This is a genomic window from Enterovibrio qingdaonensis, assembly GCF_028683135.1.
Taxonomy (GTDB): Bacteria; Pseudomonadota; Gammaproteobacteria; order Enterobacterales; family Vibrionaceae; genus Enterovibrio; species Enterovibrio qingdaonensis.
Window position 1 is genome coordinate 55,690 of record NZ_JAJUBB010000025.1, and the last position, 16,732, is coordinate 72,421.

A 16,732-nucleotide genomic window follows, 5' to 3' on the forward strand; every position below is an offset into this window, starting at 1 on the left:
CACCAAACCAAGCTCATCAAACCAAGTTCACCAAACTAAGGCCATCAGCACCATGAATGACTTACAACGCCTCAAAGAAATGGGGATATCTGTGTGGGAGGTAAGGCGCGCCGATGTTTTTCCGAATCAACCGCAGCAGACAATCACGCTTCCAGTTGGCTGTAAATTGCTGCTGATTTGTGACAATCAGCCTGAAGAGCAAGATGCGTGGTTGTTTGGGAAAATTCTCTCCAGCATGAAATTAACGCCTGAAGACGCATTGAGATTGCCTGCCGACGCTCTCTTGGCAATAACAGACCACAATTTGGAATGGTGCTGGTTTGCGGGCTGTGATGGTGATGCACCACACGGCACTAAAAAGCTTACGTCGCCGTCGTTATCTTTGCTTCAACATGACCAAAATGCCAAAAAAGCACTTTGGCATCAGATAAAAACATTATGAATTTTGAATTGTTACCTATGGATACGCAGTGGCTTGATGATGTTGTGCGTATCGAGCGTGCAGCGCATACACATCCGTGGGCGGAAAGCATGCTTCGCAAGCCTGAAAATAAATTTGACTGCCACAGGGTGATAGTCACTGATGGCACGATAAAAGGCTACTTCTTTGCGCAATGTGTGGCGGGAGAGGCGACCTTGCTCAATATTGCGGTATCGCCAGAGTTCCAAGGCCAAGGTGTTGGGGCGACGCTACTAAAAGGTTTTCTCACCTGTATGCGTGAAGCCGGTGCAGAAGAAGCGTGGCTTGAAGTCCGAGAGAGTAACAAAGCGGCGATCAAGCTTTACGAAAAGTTTGAGTTTAACGAATTTGATCGGCGAGTAAATTACTACCCGACGGCCTCAGGCCGTGAAGATGCACTGATCATGAGCCATTGGTTTGAGTGACGAGAGTGTCCGATGAAAGAAAACCCGCCAGCTGGCGGGTTTTTGTTTGTTATTGTGCACTGATGGTGTCGACAATAAGCTGTGGCGGATTTACGAACCCTTGGTAGGCATCAATTATCTGGGTATCTAGTAAAGATTTGCCTTCATTGTCGTTGATACCCGTTGCAATAATCGTGATGTCCATAGATTCAACAATGTTAACCAGCGTTTCAGTGAACACGCGGTTTTCACTTGAGTGACCGTGATTGAGTGCCTGATCTAACTTCACATATGCAGGCTTAATTTGCGAAATGTATTCAACGCTTTGCAAGTGCCTTCCAAAGTGGTCAATACCTACCTGTGCCCCCGCATTTCTGATTTTTTGGCTGAAGTAGATACACGCACTGAGATTGTTTCGCGCACTTGCTTCATTGATTTCAAAAAACAAATGTTCAGCAGGGAGTTCACTCGTTTTCAATTTTTTAGTTAGCCAGACCACAAAGCCAGGTGTTGATAAACTTTCATCGGTAAGGTTCAGCGCGACAGGTTGAGTCAGTGCTTTTTCTTTGTGTAGTAAAGCCAATGTTTCAATGACTGCCATGTCGAATTCCACGCCTTTTTGGAACAGCTGGATGTAAGGCATCAGTCGCTTGGCAGATTGCCATTGGTTTTCAATCAGTGCTTGTGTAAATAGCTCTTGATGAAAAACAGCGTCCCCATTGAGAAGCTTAATCGGTTGCCATTGAAGGCGTAACTCTCTTTTCTTGATGGTTGTTTGTAGTCGTTCTCGCCACGTTTCTCTGTCGATGATTTGTTCTTCAGAGCCGCGATTAAAGACAAAAACGTCATTTTGAGACTTGGCTCTTTGCAGTGCGTTATCTGCCAGTGACAACATTTGTGAGCCAGGCAAGCCTTGGGCATGAACCATGCCGATATGAAAGCCAGTGTTGGTATCACCACCTGCCATAGAAACTTCATTGTTAAACGTACTGATCAGGGTATGCAACGTTTGATGAGACTGCTCTTCACTCACTTCAGGGAGCAATATGGCCACTTCGTTATCATTGATGCGCGCGATTGTGCAGTTCTGGGTTGCACTAAATGCCGACATTAAAGAGGTTGCAAGCAACCGCCAGGTTTCATCTCGAGCCACATAACCATATCTGCGGTATGTCGTCTCTAACCAAGGCAGGCCGACTAAATAGACAGCACCAGGCGCATCGTTTTCATCGCTCATCCAGCTGTTAAGCTGGTGGCTGAAATACTGGCGATTTGGCAGTCCTGATACGGCGTCATGCATCATGCTGTTATTCAGTGTTTTTAGCTCTTTATGAAGTGAGTTAATCATGCGTTGAATGTGAGTCGCGAGCTTATCAACGGCGAGATCGAGAGATTTAACACCTGAATGTTTTCTTGCCTGATGAGCACTAAAGTCTTGCTCTGTCAGACTGTCCAAAGATTTAGTTATTCTGCCTATTGCTCTTGTTCCTCGATTCAAGACGAGCGTGAATATGATCAAAAGAACCAAGATTGGGCCACCTAACGTGCTCAAGAATCGGCTCACACTCTTAGCAACGTTTTGGTTTGCAAATTCTGGCGACAATACCAAGGTCATTGAAGCGACTTCGGAGCCATCATGAATAAGAGCAACGTCGCGTTCTACTGCGTGAACCGAAGTGATGTTTATAAACCAATGCGAGAGAGAGACTGCCTTGGGGGATGACCACTGCGCTTTTTCTGCGGTGATTTGATCGGTTAGTGCTATGTATGTGACCTCGCTTGATAACGTGGCCTTGGCGATGCGTTGAATCGCATCTGTGTCGTAATAGGCTATGAGCGTAGGTAGTATTTGAGTGAGTTGATGTTGTACCGCATCTGCACGTAATCCCAATTGCTGTTGTTGATCACGAACGTTGATAGAGATCTGTGCAAGTAAGGAAAGCAAAATCAACAGAAGGGCCGATGTATATACCCAGACCAACGACATATGTTTTTTGAACATAGGGAATCTCTTGTTTGCACCCGATAAAAAGAGGCCGGACTGGAACGCCGGCCTCTAACGATTAATCGACCGTAAATATGGTCCAACGCATATCGGTGGTGCTGTAGTTGCCAGAAAGGGTTGCCATGACGCGACGGTTTACATCGTGGGCATAGTCGGAGTCTTCATTGATCAACGGTTCAGTGTCACCAAAGCCAATCGCTTCGACTCGGGAAGGGGCAATGCCGAAATCATTGATTAAGGCTTGAGCGACCGCATCGGCACGTTGCTGAGACAATGTGAGGTTGTAATCAGGGTTACCGACCTTACTCGCATGCCCCTCAATGACGACACTTGCCTCTTTCTGGTCATTCAGAAAGTCGGCTAGCTGCTCAAGTTTTGCGTAGTTGCTAGGTCTAAGATCTGAAGAGTCGTTCGGGAATGTGACGTTCAAACGGAAGCTCTGTTTCACCGTTTTATCTTTAGGGCAGCCATCATTATCTACCGCTGCACCGACCAACGTTTCATCGCACTTTTCACGGGCCTTGATAACGCCATCATAGTCAAGATCACGAAGGTCATTTAACTGTGGAGATGTCTCCTGCATCGTCACGATATCTTGTGAACTACAGCCTGCAAGTAGCAGCACTGAAAGGATTGCAATTGTCTTTTTCATTACTGAACGCCTCCTTCGTAGTTTTCGTCGCCGTTCCATACTTCAGGTGTAGTGACTCGCAGTGATGCAAGTAATTGGCCCGTTGCATTTAGCAAACGATACTGTGCAATCAGATCATCGTATTCTGCAGTGAGGTATTCTCGACGAGCTTGGAATAGCTCGTTTTCAGAATCGAGTACATCGATAAGGGTGCGTTGACCGAGCTTAAATTGATCTTCGTAGGCATTTCGGGTTTCGGTGGCGGCTTCTACGTGCTGACGTAGGTACTGCATCTGCTGCTTGAGGAACACTCGTGCATTCCAAGCCAGCGTCGTACCTTCTTCAATATCGCGATAAGCGTTGAGCTGTATCGCTTTAGATTCATTGATGTTGTATGCGGCTTCACGTTCACGGGCTCTGTCCGCACCGCCAGAGAACAGGTTATAGTTGACGCGAATCATGGCAAGGATTTCATCGTTATTCCCGCCGACATCGATTTCATCGCCGGGTAATGTGCCGTCACTACCATCAAGATTGTCATCCCAACTTGCGGACAAATCGAAACTAATTTCAGGGTAATAGGTGCTTTTAGCTGCATCACGTTGGGCTTTTGCTGCATAAATATCATTACCAGCGGCTTTTAAGGTCGGGTGGCCTGATTTGGCCAATTCCATTGCGGCCTCTAGCGTGGTCGGAAGCATGACGGCATCCGGAACAGGAATGCGCGTGTCATCGGGCGCGCGGCTCACGATTCGCTGATAAGAGATTTGAGCATCTGACAGGTTGTTTTGTGCTGAAATCAGGTTTGAATGCGCGCGAGCTAAACGGCCTGTTACCTGAGAAAGGTCTGCTGTTGAGCCAAGTCCGGAGTCCGTCTTTTGTTTGACCTGATCGAAAATGATCTGGTGGCTCTCCAAATTACGTTCTGCTAGCACGACTATTTGCTCTGCACGCATAAACTCGAGGTAGGCGCGTGACACTTCCAGTGCTAAGTCTTCAGCCGTTGAAAACAGCGTCCATTGCTCAGCACTGGCCTCAAACTCTGTGCGTTTCACTTCGTTGGTGGTTTGAAAGCCACTGAAAATGACCTGACGAAGCGATACGCCGATTTCGCGTCGAGTAAGCTCAACCTCATCATCGTAACCTGAATTGTTAGCTGCATCTCTTCGTGTCGAAGGGCTCTCTGTCCATTCACGACCGATCCCCGCATCAAAGTTGATCGTTGGATAGTAACCCGCACTGGCTTGGTTGACTTGCTCTTCGCTTGCTTTGAAGCGATTGAATGCTTGCCTTATTTGCGGGTTAGTATCCAGTGCTGTTGCAACTGCTTGCTCAAGTGATTGAGCTACGGCCGAAGCAGGAAGCATTGTCGCTGCCACTGCCAGAGCTGCCACGCTTCTTCTGAGCGATTGGCCAACACCGTTTTTCATTTCTCTCTCCTTGTTATAATCATCAACGCTCACGGAGTGCTGATTCTTTCGCTCTCAGTATCGGATTAAGCAAGTACTCCAGAACTGTGCGTTTTCCGGTAATGATGTCCACGGAGGTCAACATCCCCGGAATGATTGGCAGTCCACTACCATCCTTTTTTTCTAAACTGGATTTATCCGTACGGATCCTAACCAAGTAAAAACTGTTTCCCTCTTCGTCCTGCGTGGTATCCGCGCTGATGTGCTCCAAGGTGCCATTGAGGCCGCCGTAGCGCGTAAAATCGTAAGCAGTTACCTTTACAACAGAAGGCAGCCCCGCATGCAGGAACGCAATATCCTTTGGTGCGATCTTTGCCTCAATGAGAAGCTGATCCTCGGCAGGAACGATTTCAATTAAATCAACACCTGGCTGCACAACACCGCCAAGGGTGTTGATATGAATTGTTTTAATGGTGCCAGTGACAGGAGCTGTAATGACCGCTTTGTCGACTTTGTCTTGTGCACCCACTTGCGCTTGAGACAGACGGGAGAGGCGGGTCTCTAATTCACTCATTTTTGCTCGTGTCTCGTTGCTGAAAGTCAGCACTGCTTCACGGCGTTTCAAAATGGCCTCATCCACTGTTGCTTTGATCTTGGGCTGCATTAATCGCAGTGAATTTAGCTCACCTTTCAAGTCGTTCACCTGACGCTCCAGCTTGAGCAAATCGATTTCAGATACGATGCCCTTTTTGGCCAAAGGAATGGTGATTTTCAGCTCTCGCTTGATCAGGCCATAGCTATCAGACAGGGTTCGAATCTTTGATTCAACCTCTTGATTTTCTTGTTGCTTTTGTAAGATTTGACGCGCGAGGATTTCCAGACGGTTTTTCAGGTCGAGCAAACGGCCTTCATATTCTTTTCGTTGCCCAGTGACAAGTACGGGCTCGGCTTCTTCCAGTTCGGCGGGAAACGTCAACGGGGAAATTGAGATAACAATCTGTTCTCGCCAGGTTGGGGCAGTTGGCATCAGTTTGATGCTACCTAGTTCTGAACGCATGCGTATGATGTTGGCGCGAAGACTCGAGACCTCCTCTTCCTGCTGGGCATAGTCTGAGCGAAAACGGGTATCATCAATTCGCGCTAGCGGCTCGCCTTGTTTTACCAGTTGGCCTTCTTGCACATACATGGCTTGCAAAATGCCACCATCAAGACTTTGTATTAGCTGTACTTGGGAAGATGGGATGACTTTGCCTTCACCACGAGTAACACGATCTAACGCTGCAAAGTTGGCCCAAATAATGATGGCTACGAAAAATGAAAATACGCCCCAAATGACGATGCGATAACGTACAGGCGCGTCTGTGAGCATCGCACCGTAAACGTCATCTGTCATTTCTATGTCATTATTCTTCAAAGAGTTAGTCATTGTGACTCCCTGAACTTCCGTTTAGGCGTTCTAGCACTTTGTCTTTTGGTCCATCCATAACTACTCGGCCTTTGTCCATCACGATGACACGGTCAACAAGTGAAAGCAGTGCCATTTTGTGAGTGATCATGACCAGTGTTCTGTCTTTTGCCGCAAACTTCATGGCGTGGATGAATTGATTTTCTGCATGTGCATCAAGGCTTGCAGTTGGCTCATCCATGATAAGTAGTGGTGGGTCGTTAAGTAGTGCGCGAGCCAAGGCGACCGACTGACGCTGTCCGCGAGATAGCGTTTCTCCTCGCTCCCCGACTTGTTTATCTAAACCTTCGCTATCTTGGGAGGTGAAAATGCCTACTCCCGAAAGTTGAGTGGCACGAATGAGTTGGTGCTCTGTTACTTGGCGAGTGCCGAACATAATATTTTCACGTATCGTACCGTGAAATAACGTTACATCCTGCGCCAAATAGCCAACATTGCGACGCAGATCTGCTGGGTGAATCTGCTTTGCATCTATGCCGTCGAATCGCAGGCTGCCTGCTGTGGGCTGATAAAGGCCCGATAGCATCCGAATCAGCGTACTTTTACCTGTTCCGTTTTTACCTAATATGGCAATTTTCTCGCCGGCGTTGATAGTAAAGCTGGTGGGGTGAAGTGTCGGCTTCTCCGACTCGGGATAGCTAAAGCCAATGTTGTCAGCATAAATGTCACCTTTCAGGCGTTTGCGGCTGACCAATTGGCCTTTGTCGGCAAATTCATCCTCCTGATCCATCATCGCATTGAGTTGGCGCATGCCTGATTGTGTTTGATTCCAACGGCTCATTAGGCCAGCAAGTTGTGCCATTGGCGAAACTGCGCGGCTAGACAGCATTACGGCTGCAATAATTCCACCCATGGTGATCTGTGCATCAGCGACCCTATACACACCAAGGACGACCACAGCGACTGAGGTAACCTGAACGATAAACGACGCAAAGTAGGAGACCGAGTTGGTGATTTGTTTCACCTTTAGGTTCCAGTTAGCAGTATGCGCCGTCATTTGTTGCCAGCTTTTCTGAACAATGCCTTCTGCAACATTAGATTTAATACCTTCCATGGCAGAAAGGCTTTCAATCAAATGACCATGTTTTTGGCTTGCGTATTTATTGGACTCTTCGATAGCTGCTTTTAGCCGAGGTTGTACAAGTAAGGCGTAACCAATGATTAGTACACCAGCCACAACTGGTACTGCGGCAAGATCGCCTGCAAAGATATAAATGACGAACAAGAAAAAGGCCGCAAAAGGCAGGTCGACCAAGGTGGTGAGAGTTGCTGAGGTCAGCATATCGCGAATGCCATCAAACTCTCCGAGTTGTTTTGCCATTCCACCTACGCTTTTGGCTCGCTTTTCAAGTGGAATACCCATCAAGCGCGCAAACAGGCGCGAAGACACAATGATATCGACTTTCTTTCCCGCAATATCAATGAGGTAAGAGCGCATTTTCTTCATGAGGAAGTCAAAGCTGAATGCGATTAGTGCACCAGTAGCTAAAACCCACAAAGATTCGAAAGCAAGGTTAGGTACGACTTTGTCATACACATTCATGACAAAAAGTGGAGATACAAGCGCAAAAATGTTGATTAACACAGATGCAATCAAAGCATCTCGATAGATCGGAGATGCATCTCTAACTGTTTGCCAGAACCAATGTATTTTAGTGTTGTGTAGGTGCAGGTCGACACTGTTGTCGCCACGATACTGACGTTTTACTAAAAAAGCATAGCCTGCGTACATCGACTCCAATTCCGCCAGTGAGATCTCTTCCTCACCGCCAGTTTCAGAGGTTTGAATGAGTGCAATGCCTTCTTTCGCGCGAATCTCTCTGAGGATACAGGCTTTTTTGTCGGTCAAAAGAAGTATGCAGGGTAGTAAAAGCTTAGGTAGAGCTTTCAATTGTCGACGAGAAAGCTTGGCCGTTAGCCCGGCACGGGCTGCGGCTTGAGGAAATAAATCCGGTGTCAGCAGGGCGTCTGTCATCGGCAGGCCTGCTGTTAAGGCATCCCCCGAGCACGGCGAACCATAGTGCTCGGTCAATAAGACCAAGCAATCTAACAACGGGTCGTCTACCGCCTGCGTTGACGCACTGATGCGCCATTGCTGCGGCTTGCGTTCGGCAATCGCTGCGTCTGTCACCTATTTCTCTCTATGAAAAAGTAAAAAACAAAAAGAGTTAACGAAAGAGCATCGGCCATCTAGCCGATGCTCTCAAAAGCCATTGTGGAACTATGGCTGTTCTTCATACGTGGGAACTGGTGAGATAATCTGCACACTCAATTCTCCACCATTATCAGTAATTGCTAATTGCTTTTCTTCGCCATTAATCAAGGTATTGATAACAATTCCATCATTTTTCAGACTGCCGTCGTTCTCGTAGATTGTCGAGTTATGGACACCACCTTGGCTGTATTCATCCAACACAATATGTTGCGTCACTTCTCCATCCGCTTCGGCGTTGCTGCCAGTTTCGTCGATACCGTCTACGTCGATGGAGATGACTATCCGAGAATCACCGTCGTACTTGACGGTCATGTTTTCCAAAGTGTTATCGTCGCTTAACACAACCAGATCGCTGAGGTCTAATTTATCCTCGTATTGATTGAAATCACCAATAAAGTCAGTGATATGGTCATAGCCACCGACCGTGCCAATATTGACTAAGTCCTCTTTCATCCAAAGGAAGGTATCGGAGCCTGCACCACCCTCAAGTCGATCCCCTTCGCGGTCTCCGACGTTGCCAGATGAGCCGTGCCCATTTGAACCACCTCGAATGATGTCAGCACCGTCTCCTCCAACAATGTTGTCGTTACCACCACCACCGTTAATGTAAGCCCCTGTTAGTGGGTCATACTCGGTCTTAACGATGGGTTGAGCGAGCTCCCAGCCGTGTTCTGATTCCGTCCAACCAGCCTCTCGAAGTGCTTCTTCCGTATACGCTTGCCCTGAGCCTGTAGGGAAAGCACCGCCGACAAATCTAATGTCAGAGTTGTTGTCGATGGTAATGCTATCGTCTGCACCAAGCCCTGACGTTGTTGGTGTTGGTCCTTCAGGTGATGGAAGTTGAAGGGCATCGGAGAATTCAACGGTCACTGAATCCGAGTTAGTGTCTCCATCTTTGTCGGTGATCTGGATATCAAAGCTGAATGAATCTCCATCAATGGCTTCATACTGCTCAAGCTCCCATTCTGGTGGGGAAATATTAGTGTTTAGCGTTATTTTAAATGCAGGCTGGTTTTCATCTTCGTTAATCAAACCGACCAAATTGCCATCAATTAGCTTCACGATAACAGCTTCACCAGCGACGGTTAGACTTGGCTGAGTAGCTGGCAGCAATAGTTGCAAGGGCAACGTCGCCGCTTCACCATCACCACCAAAGTTGGCAGTGATAGAACCAGACTGTTGATGGGAATCAGTTTGAGGCTCAGTAAATATTTCAAGATCTTTTAGCGTAAAGTCACTGTTGTCACCGTCGTTATCGTTATTTACAGCGATAAGTTCGACACGATCAAACCCTTGAGTTGTGTTGATGGTGACAGAGCCAAACTTATCGGCTCCTTTCGATGTAAACTCCAGATCAGACTCACTCAATTGCATTTGGCCAATCACGGAACCATCTTTGTAGAAGCGGACAATAAACTCGGTCTCAAATGAATCATTCTCCTGAAGAGAGCCCAGAGTGATTTTCGCGCTATAACCCGTTTCAGGTAGCACCGCCTCTATCGATTCAAAGCTGTCAGTGCCCAAATACTGTACTTCATGCTTGTTTGAAGCATTTATCCCATGATCATTTCCCGAAACGACGCCATACCCATGACTACCGTGAGAATCGACGCCATGGCTGACATCTATTTTTTGATAGTTTGAGGTATAAACATAACCTTTTAACGTTATTCCTCCGTCGTTGTCGCTAAGTTTGAATGAACTGCTATCGTTCGAATCATACGTCGGGGATTGTGCTGAGACTGAAGGCCCGTGATCCTTAACTTCAATATTCAAGTCGGCAGTATCCGTCAGATCTCCGTCAGTCACGGTGATTGTTACTGGGATATCTAGGATTTCGTCAGATACACTCGTATCATCATGCTTAATGGCTTCATGCAATGTAACGTCGTAGCTCCATTGACCTTCTGCACCGTCTGCGGGAGGAGTCAGTTCTACTGTGATAACTGCCACATCACTTGGGGTTGCATCTTGGTAGTAGCCAACAAGTTGAGCATTTTCACTATTTTCAGCCGGTACCCATTTCCACGACAACGTTTCACCATTGGCGGTTTCAATAGATTGCCCTTGAGGCAGGTTGATACTTAGCGATACGTTACTTTCTACCAACTCTGAATCAGGGTCTGAGATATCAAATGTTCCCGATGCGATTGGCAGTGCGACATCGTTATCTACGAGCTTGGCTTCTTCAAGTAACACACTAGATTGGGAAGTTTCTATCTCAGGTGCTTGAGGCTGTACAACGGTTTCCTTACCAATAATGTCTATATGTACTTTCGCCGTATCGGTATCGCCTTTCACGTCTTTGATTGTGTAGTCGAAGGTAAATGTATCGGTTTCACCTTGGCCCAACTCGTCACGATCATTGGCTTCGAAATTAAACTCTCCCGTCACACCATTTATAGTCAGTATCCCTTCGTCGAAGACGACCGTCGCCTCGTCACCGATAAAGGCGAGCGGTTCGCCGTTGATTTCAGTGATGCTAAACGTGTGGCCTTCAGGATCGATGTCGTTGCTAAACAGAGAGCCTTGAAAAGTTGCTGTGGATTCTAGTGTGTCGCCTTCGATAACTTGATAAACACCCGTGCTATGGACGGTGATTTCGGTGATGACGAAGTCCGAAGAGTCTCCACCGTTTCTGTCGCCATCGTCTTTACGTTCATTCGATTCCAGGACCACTCGGTCAAAAGGAACATCCGAGCTGATATTGATGATGCCAGTGTGTCCCTCTTCAAATGAGAAGGTGACTTCATCAATCAATACATCACCGTCGTAGATCAGGTATTTACCGACCTCGCCGCCGTTTTCAGATGCAACGAGTCTCGCAATACCCACATCCATGCTGAATGTCGGATTATTGAGATCAATTTGAATGGCCTCGGAAACATCATACTTATGGTTGTGTTCGATTTGGTAGGGCACGCCTTGGCTGTCAGCACGCGCTGCATCGGCAACACCGATGCCTAATCTATGAATATGCTCAGAGCCTTCGGTGATCAACTCGCCTTCTTCAACACGCTTACCGTCATCGCCGATTTTGAAGGCTTTGATGGTGAAATATTCATTCTCACCCAAGTTTTGCCATCCGTCAGCACTGCTGGTCGTGAACGCAGTTGAGAGCCCGTCATCTTTCGCATGAACGGCGTTCACAATGATAGGAATATTGGCGATGTTTGAATCACTCATGCCATCGGTGACTTGATAGCTAAGGTTTACCTGTCCGCTATAGTCAGGATTTGGCGTAAAGATGATACTTTCCAGCGATTCACTATCTTTCAGTTGATAGTCTTTTGACACGGTTTTCGTTTCGCTTTCAGACACTTTCACAACAAGCTCAAAGTCACCAGCGTTCGGGTCATCAAGTTTGAGGCTACTTAAGACGATCTTAATCGCATCAGTTTTATCGGCATCAGAGGCATTGCTGAGGATAAGGTCAGCTGGGATAGTGACGATTTTCCCCACATCATTGTTGGTCCAATACGCTTTACCGGTATCTGGGTTGTTTAAATAGTCCCCAGCTTGAGGCGCATCATTCTTACCATCAATCGTGATCGTTGCCGTGGTCGGCGTGCGAGAGATTTCAGTGTCGCCTTCATACTCAACGACATCATAGGTATAGGTGATCTCTTCTTGTTCACCTTCGCCGAGATACTCATATTCACTCGGGTCTACTTCCAACTTGCCGTCTACAACCTTGATACCCACAGTGTTGCCTTTAGAAAGCTGGATATTTTCAGCTTTTAGCACGTCACCTTCATCACCGTCACTGCTGTTTTCTAGCGGGTCGACAACAAACGTCTGGTCGTCTTCACTAGCGCGTGCTGTGACTTCCTCGACGATTGGGGCTTCATTGACACCGACAATGGTAATTTTGACGTTAGCTGTGTCAGTGTCACCTTTCGCGTCTTCTATGGTGTACGCAAAGTCGAACGATTGAGAATCACCTTTTTTCAGTGATGCTTGGTCTTTGGCATCAAATTCGAAGGTACCATCGGCTTTTATGCGCAGCGTCCCTTCAGGGAACTCAACCGTTGCGAACCCGGTGTTGATGTCAAAATTGAGGTCTGTTTCATTTATCTGCGTGATTTGGAAGCTATGACCTTCTGGGTCACTATCATTGTCTAACAATGAACCTTGTGCCGTTGAAGTTGAATCCAGTGTATTGGTTTCAGTGACCTTGTATTGCTCTGTATGTACTGAAATAGATGTAATGGTGAAATCAGAAGAGTCGCCACCGTTTCTGTCGCCATCGTCTTTACGTTCATTCGATTCCAGGACCACTCGGTCAAAAGGAACATCCGAGCTGATATTGATGATGCCAGTGTGTCCCTCTTCAAATGAGAAGGTGACTTCATCAATTAATACATCACCGTCGTAGATCAGGTATTTACCGACCTCGCCGCCGTTTTCAGATGCAACGAGTCTCGCAATACCCACATCCATGCTGAATGTCGGATTATTGAGATCAATTTGAATGGCCTCGGAAACATCATACTTATGGTTGTGTTCGATTTGGTAGGGCACGCCTTGGCTGTCAGCACGCGCTGCATCGGCAACACCGATGCCTAATCTATGAATATGCTCAGAGCCTTCGGTGATCAACTCGCCTTCTTCAACACGCTTACCGTCATCGCCGATTTTGAAGGCTTTGATGGTGAAATATTTATTCTCACCCAAGTTTTGCCATCCGTCAGCACTGCTGGTCGTGAACGCAGTTGAGAGTCCATCATTGTTCGCATTCACTTCATTGACGTAGATATGGATATTGGCCGGTTCGAGTGATTTATTCGTTCCATCTGTCGCAAAGTACTCAATTTGAACTGAGCCGTTGAATTCTGGATTAGGTGTAAATACGAGCCCTTCGCCATCGTCACTCAATGCAATAGAACCGGCTTCGCTTGGTACTAGGGTAAAGCTCTCTAAGTCATCTTTGTTCCAGACAGAAACAGTGTCTCCGTCATCTTTATCTGTATCGTTTTTCGTAATGTCGTTAAATGCAATGAAGATACCGTTTGCATCGCTGTTGTTCACCCAGTAGCTGCCGTCACCGTCATAGTCATCGAAAGCGACAGGCGGATTGTCGTTATCCGTGATCGTCGCAGTATCGGATAGTTGGTTACCTGACTCAGCCAAAGCGACGTCAGTTTTCACATTTAGCGTGACTGATTCAGAACCTTCAAATTCACTATCCTCTTTGGTGTTAATGATGACGCTAAAGTTCGTATCATTGCCCGCAAGTGTCAGGTTGTGGCCTTGGTTAAAGAAGCTAGCAATACCGTCAGGGTCTGTAATTTCATCGCCATTTACGTTAATAGACGTGATGTCAGAAAGATTGAAACCATCGTTGCTTTCAAGTTTGAGCGTATAAGTTACGTCGCCTTTAACGTCATTACCTAACTTAACGTTAAATGCTGCCAAGTTTCCTTCTTCGATGTCTCCGAGACTTTTGACGTTTAATGTTGGACGGTCATCATTGCCACCGTCGGTGTCATTATTGTCACCCAGTTTACCGTCATCAGACACGATGGCGTTATCTGTAGCCAGCTTACCGTCGGTAATGCCGCTCACCCCTTCAGACGGGGTGACAGTGACCGAAAATGCTTCGTCGCCTTCGTAGCCCGTATCTTGATGAGTAGTAACCGAGACATTGAGCTCAGTGATCCCAGCAGGAATGGTGTAATCGCCGTTGCTGTCCGCCGTGATCACCTCGGTCTTGCCGTTCAGCTCGTACGAGACGGTCATGTCGCCCAGATCGTCAGCGTCGGTGTCGATATCAGTCAGGGACAGTTTGATTTTGACGTTGGTCTCTGCAGCTTTGTTCAGGGTGACGGTAAAGTTGGCACTATCACCTTCGCTGACTTGTGCTTGAGGGCCTGTGATAGACACGGTCGGGCGGTCGTCGTCCGGGTTGTTGCCCGGGCCATTGCCGCCATCGGTGATGGTGGTGGTCACGGAGTCTGCATTGGTGTCAATGATGACACCATCGACTGCCTCGATACCGAGGGAGAAGCTTTCGTCACCTTCGTAGATGTCATTTTGTGTGGCATTGACACGGACCTCGAACCCATCCTGTCCCGCAGGGATCGTGATTTCACCGCTGTCAGGCACGGTCTGCCATTGACCATTTTCAAGCTTGTATTGGAAGCTCCCGAGGTCATCGTTTTCTGTGTCACCGGCAGTAAAGACCAGCTTGACGGTCACATCGGTGTCCGCTTTGTTGTCGAGTGAGACGGTGAACTTGGCGTTCTTGCCTTCGTTGACCTCGGTCTTGCCGTCGATAGACACGGTCGGGCGGTCATCGCCACCTTCTGGCGGTGGGTTAGAGCCCGTGCCATCGTCAGCGATGGTGGCTTTACCCACTTTGTCATTGCCGCTGTCCGCAAGAATGTCAGCGTCAACGGTCAGCTTAAAGCGTTCGTTACCCTCGTAAATCGGCTTCGCACTGTCGTCGAAGGTAGGGACTTGGACTTGGAACGATGTCACGTTGCCTGGCAGAGTGACAGTATTGGTCAGGGTGTTGCCATCAATGAAGAGTTCGACCGTGATAGGATCGTCGTTTTCATCCAGCAGCGGTGCACCATTTTCATCCAGCAAGTGTACTGTCAACGACGTTTCATCCCCGAGCAGATCTTGAAGCTCTGCGGGGTTTTTACCGATGCCATTGAGGGTCAGGGTGTATTCCACCTCGTCTTGCGCTGCGTTGCTCAGTGCGACGTCAAAGACCGCATCGCTGCCTTCGGCCACTTTGCCAGCATTCGATACCTTGAGGGTAGGTGCATCGTTATCGAGGATGGTACCTGTTCCCGTAACCGGATCGGTCTGGCTATCGGTTTTGCCGGACAGGGTAAAGTCTTCTGTGTTTTCGAACACAGGCTTGCCGTCGGCATCCAGGTTATCTGTGGTGCTGACGCCCACGGTGAATTCGGTGTCACCCGGTGACACAGTTACATCAAAGGTACCGTCAGCGTTGACAGGCACCTCTTTACCGTTGACGGTTACCTTGGAGTCCGTGAAATCGACGTTCTTGTCGGCACTGCCGCTGGCCAAGGTCATGGTGACTGTGGTGTCGGTAGTGCTCTCGTTGGTCAGGGTCACGGTGAAGGTTGCCGTGTCTCCTTCGTTCACGGTTGGGCTAGTGATGCTCGCCACGTCTGGGCGGTCGTCGTTGCCTTTGTCATTGCCGTTGATCACGCCATCATCAGAGACAGTCGCATCCGCATTGCCTGTCAGTACCAGCGAGTCAGTGTCGCCATCGACCACAATGCCGGTGTCCGCTGACACATTAAGGGTAAAGCTTTCGTCGCCTTCAAAGACCTTATCGCCTTGGGTGTCGATGACCACCTTGAAGTCTTGGGTGTTGCCGTCTAACGAGAGAGAGACATTCCCGTTGAGGAAGTCATCAATGTTGACAGGCTCACCATTGACGGTGATCCCCGTGATGTCCTCGGCATTGATCTCGGCCCCACCAAGGTCAAAGCTGTAAGTGACATCGCCATCGACCGCCTTGGAGAGTTTGACGTTAAAGGTGATGTCTTTGCCTTCGCTGACCTCACCACCGCCGGTGACCGAGAGGGCCGGGCGGTCGTCGTTGCCTTTGTCATTGCCGTTGATCACGCCATCATCAGAGACAGTCGCATCCGCATTGCCAGTCAGTACCAGCGAGTCCGTGTCGCCATCGACCACAATACCGGTGTCCGCTGACACATTAAGGGTAAAGCTTTCATCGCCTTCAAAGACCTTATCGCCTTGGGTGTCGATGACCACCTTGAAGTCTTGGGTGTTGCCGTCAAACGAGAGAGAGACATTCCCGTTGAGGAAGTCATCAATGTTGACAGGCTCACCATTGACGGTGATCCCCGTGATGTCCTCGGAATTGATCTCGGCCCCACCAAGGTCAAAGCTGTAAGTGACATCGCCATCGACCGCCTTGGAGAGTTTGACGTTAAAGGTGATGTCTTTGCCTTCGCTGACCTCACCACCACCGCTTACTTGCAGGGTTGGGATGTCGTTGTCTGGATTGCTACCTGGGCCGTTACCATCATCAGAGATGGTTGCATCTTTGCCGTCTGTCAGGGTCAAAGACGCGTCGGTGCCATCGACAACAATGCCAGTGTCCGCTGACACATTAAGGGTAAAACCTTCA

8 protein-coding genes are annotated in these 16,732 nt (G+C 48.2%); 2 read left to right on the forward strand and 6 right to left on the reverse strand.

All coding sequences use genetic code 11. From position 1 onward, the window contains the following. The first annotated feature begins 52 nt into the window (after positions 1–52). Entirely contained in the window at positions 53–442 is a 390-nt protein-coding gene (locus LRP49_RS22340; protein WP_274145158.1) for a DNA polymerase III subunit psi, read from the forward strand. Further along, positions 439–885 (forward strand): ribosomal protein S18-alanine N-acetyltransferase, encoded by a 447-nt coding sequence (gene rimI / locus LRP49_RS22345; RefSeq protein ID WP_274145160.1) that lies wholly within the window; start codon positions 439–441, stop codon positions 883–885. The genes LRP49_RS22340 and rimI overlap by 4 nt, the downstream gene beginning before the upstream one ends. Positions 886–934: 49 nt before the next feature. Here the strand turns inward: rimI and LRP49_RS22350 are convergent, their stop codons facing one another. The 6 genes from LRP49_RS22350 to LRP49_RS22375 form a co-directional block, all read right to left on the reverse strand. Next, on the reverse strand, positions 935–2,866 hold the full coding sequence (locus LRP49_RS22350) for an EAL domain-containing protein (RefSeq protein WP_274145162.1): 1,932 nt from the start codon (positions 2,864–2,866) through the stop codon (positions 935–937). Positions 2,867–2,927: 61 nt separating this feature from the next. Beyond that, entirely contained in the window at positions 2,928–3,521 is a 594-nt protein-coding gene (locus LRP49_RS22355; protein WP_274145164.1) for an OmpA family protein, read from the reverse strand. After that, positions 3,521–4,930 carry a TolC family outer membrane protein gene (locus tag LRP49_RS22360; protein WP_274145166.1) on the reverse strand — a complete coding sequence of 470 codons (1,410 nt, stop codon included), beginning with the start codon at positions 4,928–4,930 and terminating at the stop codon, positions 3,521–3,523. The genes LRP49_RS22355 and LRP49_RS22360 overlap by 1 nt, the downstream gene beginning before the upstream one ends. A 22-nt stretch (positions 4,931–4,952) precedes the next feature. Beyond that, complete coding sequence (locus LRP49_RS22365; RefSeq protein ID WP_274145168.1) at positions 4,953–6,335, reverse strand: HlyD family type I secretion periplasmic adaptor subunit; 1,383 nt, start codon at positions 6,333–6,335, stop codon at positions 4,953–4,955. Then, positions 6,328–8,505: a type I secretion system permease/ATPase gene (locus tag LRP49_RS22370; protein ID WP_274145170.1), complete on the reverse strand. Its 2,178-nt coding sequence runs from the start codon at positions 8,503–8,505 to the stop codon at positions 6,328–6,330. Before LRP49_RS22370 ends, LRP49_RS22365 begins: the two co-directional genes overlap by 8 nt. 90 nt (positions 8,506–8,595) lie before the next feature. Beyond that, a complete protein-coding gene (locus LRP49_RS22375) occupies positions 8,596–16,713 on the reverse strand; it encodes an Ig-like domain-containing protein (RefSeq protein ID WP_274145172.1) in 8,118 nt (2,705 codons plus the stop codon). Positions 16,714–16,732: the final 19 nt, after the last annotated feature.

Coding starts and splice junctions, on each gene's coding strand:
- LRP49_RS22340 (WP_274145158.1), top strand. CDS start 53: ATGAATGACTTACAACGCCTCAAAGAAATGGGGATATCTGTGTGGGAG.
- LRP49_RS22350 (WP_274145162.1), bottom strand. CDS start 2,866: ATGTTCAAAAAACATATGTCGTTGGTCTGGGTATATACATCGGCCCTT.
- LRP49_RS22365 (WP_274145168.1), bottom strand. CDS start 6,335: ATGACTAACTCTTTGAAGAATAATGACATAGAAATGACAGATGACGTT.
- LRP49_RS22355 (WP_274145164.1), bottom strand. CDS start 3,521: ATGAAAAAGACAATTGCAATCCTTTCAGTGCTGCTACTTGCAGGCTGT.
- rimI (WP_274145160.1), top strand. CDS start 439: ATGAATTTTGAATTGTTACCTATGGATACGCAGTGGCTTGATGATGTT.
- LRP49_RS22360 (WP_274145166.1), bottom strand. CDS start 4,930: ATGAAAAACGGTGTTGGCCAATCGCTCAGAAGAAGCGTGGCAGCTCTG.